Consider the following 3,057-nt stretch of genomic DNA (forward strand, 5'->3'; position numbering starts at 1 on the left):
CGCCCGTTATCACGGGCGTCAACCCCGATGACGCAGCGTCAACCCCAGCCGAGTCGGGCACGAACGAAGGGCCCCACCAACCGTGGGGCCCTTCGGTCTGCGGAGGCGGCGAGATTTGAACTCGCGAGGGGTGTTAACCCCAACCCGCTTAGCAGGCGGGCGCACTAGGCCACTATGCGACGCCTCCAGCAGTCCGTACCGGGCGGGAGGGCCCTCGTAACGGAAAGCCTGCACAGGCTACCGGGGCGGAGGACGTGGGCCAAAACGACCCTGCCCCGGACGGCCGCGACAGCGCGATCGAGGACAGGATGCCGCCGGAGGACAACCTTTGCGACTCCCCGTACGTCCTTGTTTCAGGGAGAACCCCAGGGTTCCCCCGGTATGCTCCGAAACGCTCCGCAAGAGATTGGACGAGGACACGACGCATGGCCGCCCTTCACCGACAGGCCGACCCCCTGGGCGCTCGAACCCGCCGTCGACGTGAGCTGCGGCGTCGCACTCGCCGCTCCCTCGGCCTCACGGTGCTGGCCGTCCTCCCCGGGGCCGGTCTCACCCGCACCCGTTTCCGCGCGATCGGTTGGACGCTGCTCGGCCTGATCGCCGCCGCCCTCGTCGCGCTGGCGGTCACGACCGTCGTCAAGGGTCCCCGGTCGATGCTCGACCTCGCGCTGCGCATCGCGATCAGCCCCACGCTCCTGCTCGTCGTGGCGGGTGTCGCCGTCGTCGCCGGGCTCGTGTGGATCCTTTCGATCATCCTCACCAACCGGGGCAGCGAGCCGCTGGGGGCCGACACCAGCTCCAAGCTCGGGCTCCGGCTCGCGACCGGTGTCATCTGCCTCGTCGTCGCGGCCCCCGTCGTGCAGACGGTCCGCTACGTCGCCATCCAGCGCGAGCTCGTCGGCACGGTCTTCGCCGCCGAGGGACCCGTCCCCGTCGCCGGGGGCGCGGTCAGCACCCAGACGGCCAAGCCGGTGCAGGCCGCGGACCCGTGGAAGAACGTGCCCCGGGTCAACATGCTGCTCATCGGCTCGGACGCGGGGAGCGACCGGACCGGATTGCGCACGGACTCGATGGTCGTCGCGAGCATCGACACCAAGACCGGGACGACGACCCTCATCAGCCTCCCCCGCAACCTCGAGCGGGTGCCCTTCCCGGACGACAACCCGCTGCACGCCTACTTCCCCAACGGCTACTACTGCCCGTCGAGGGGCGTCGGCAACGAGTGCCTCCTCAACGCGGTATGGAACGAGGCCCTGGGACAGAAGGACCTGTTCCCCGGCGACCCCACCCCCGGCCTGACGACCCTCAAAGCCGTCATCGGCGAGATCACCGGCGTCAAGCTCGACTACTCGACGATCATCGACCTCGCCGGTTTCCAGTCCCTCGTCGACGCGATGGGCGGGGTCACCGTCAACGTCACCGAGCGCCTCCCGATCAACGGCTACCACCTCAGCAACGGTGGCGTGGCAGGCATCGAGGGCTACATCGAGCCCGGTCGCCAGAAGCTCGACGGCTTCCACGCGCTCTGGTACGCCCGGTCGCGGCTGCTCTCCGACGACTACTCCCGGATGCGTCGCCAGCGTTGCCTCGTCGGCGCGCTGCTGGCCCAGGTCAACCCCGCCACGATGCTGGCGAAGTACCCCGAGCTGGCCCAGGTCGCCAAGCAGAACATCACCACCGACGTCAGCCTCGCCGACCTGCCCGCCTGGGTGGACCTCGTCGAACGCATCCAGAAGGGCGGCGTCCGCTCGCTCACCTTCACGGTCGAGGTCATCAACGTCGCGCGCCCCGACTTCCCCAAGATGCGCCAGCTCGTCGCGGACGCGATCAACCCCCCGGCCGCCACCCCGACGACCCCGGGCGAGGCGGGCGGCACGTCCACGTCGTCGCCGAGCACCCCGTCGTCGACCAGCACGACCCCGGCGCCCGACTCGACTGCCGCGGTGGACGTCAAGGACGCCTGCTGACCGGCCACTGACGGCTGCTGTCCGGCGAGCCGGTCAGGCCCGTTCGGCCCGGCGGACGCCTCGCTCGGCGAGCAGCGGCGGCCGGTCCCCCCGCAGGGTGGCGACCATGTCGGCGACCCGCCGGGTGGCGCGCACGTCGTGGGCCCGGAACACCGTCGCGCCCAGCCATCCCGCGATCGCCGTGGCAGCCAACGTCCCCTCGAGCCGCTCGTCTGCGGGGAGGTCGAGCGACTCCCCCACGAAGTCCTTGCGCGACAGGGCCTGCAGCACCGGGTAGCCCAGCGCGACGATGTCGGCCGTGTGCCGAAGCACCTCGAGGGAGTGGACGGTGGTCTTACCGAAGTCGAGGGTCGGGTCGATCAGGATGCGCTCCCGCACCACCCCCGCCCGGTATGCCGCCTCGGCCCCGTCGCGCAGCGTGCGGAGGACGTCACGCACCACGTCGAGCGGGTCGGGACCGTAGTCGACGTCGACCGGGTCGGTGCGCGGCGGCAGCCCGCCGGTGTGCGAGACGACATAGCCCGCACCGATGCTCGCCGCGACGGATACGAGATCGGGGTCGTGCCCGGCCCAGGTGTCGTTCACGAGGTCGAGCCCAGCGGACGCGGCAGAGCTGGCCACCTCGGACCTCCATGTGTCGAGGCTGAGGATGACGTCGGGGTGCCTGCGGCGGGCCCGCTCGAGGAAGGGCAGCACCCGGTCGATCTCCTGGCCGGGGGTGACCACCTCGCCCTCCTGGCCGGCCCGCACCCCACCGACGTCGACCAGGTCGGCGCCGCTACCGATCGCGAGCTCGAGCGCGGACAGCGCAGAGTCGAGGTCGGCGTGCCGGTTGCCGGAGAAGAACGAGTCGGGGGTGCGGTTGATGACGGCCATCACCGCCGGGTGAGCGGCGTCGAACCTACGCCCCCGCAGGACGAGCGCGGCGGGAGGAGGGAGCTCGAGCGGGACGGGTCCACCATCGGGCCCGGTCGTCGTCATGCGCCCATTCTTCCCTCGCCCTCGTCAGGCCGCGCCCACCGGCGGTGCGACGTCAGCGAACGGGTTGGGGATCGCCGCGAGCAGGCGCTGGGTGTAGGGGTCCTGGGGG

The 3,057-nt window shown here is 71.3% G+C and carries 2 protein-coding genes and 1 tRNA gene; 1 reads left to right on the forward strand and 2 read right to left on the reverse strand.

All coding sequences use genetic code 11. The annotated features are described in order from the left end of the window. Positions 1 to 100: 100 nt before the first annotated feature. A tRNA-Ser gene (locus Q0R63_RS03900) sits at positions 101 to 187 on the reverse strand. A 238-nt stretch (positions 188 to 425) separates the two neighbouring features. On the opposite strand from Q0R63_RS03900, the gene Q0R63_RS03905 reads away from it, so the two are divergent. After that, positions 426 to 1,967, forward strand: a complete 1,542-nt coding sequence (locus Q0R63_RS03905; RefSeq protein WP_295694290.1) for an LCP family protein — start codon at positions 426 to 428, stop codon at positions 1,965 to 1,967. A gap of 33 nt (positions 1,968 to 2,000) precedes the next feature. Here Q0R63_RS03905 and folP read toward each other — a convergent pair whose 3' ends face one another. Then, on the reverse strand, positions 2,001 to 2,948 hold the full coding sequence (folP, locus tag Q0R63_RS03910) for a dihydropteroate synthase (protein ID WP_295694293.1): 948 nt from the start codon (positions 2,946 to 2,948) through the stop codon (positions 2,001 to 2,003). Positions 2,949 to 3,057: the final 109 nt, after the last annotated feature.

Origin of the sequence: Lapillicoccus sp. (genome assembly GCF_025353065.1) — a bacterium.
In the GTDB taxonomy this organism is placed as follows: domain Bacteria; phylum Actinomycetota; class Actinomycetes; order Actinomycetales; family Dermatophilaceae; genus Lapillicoccus.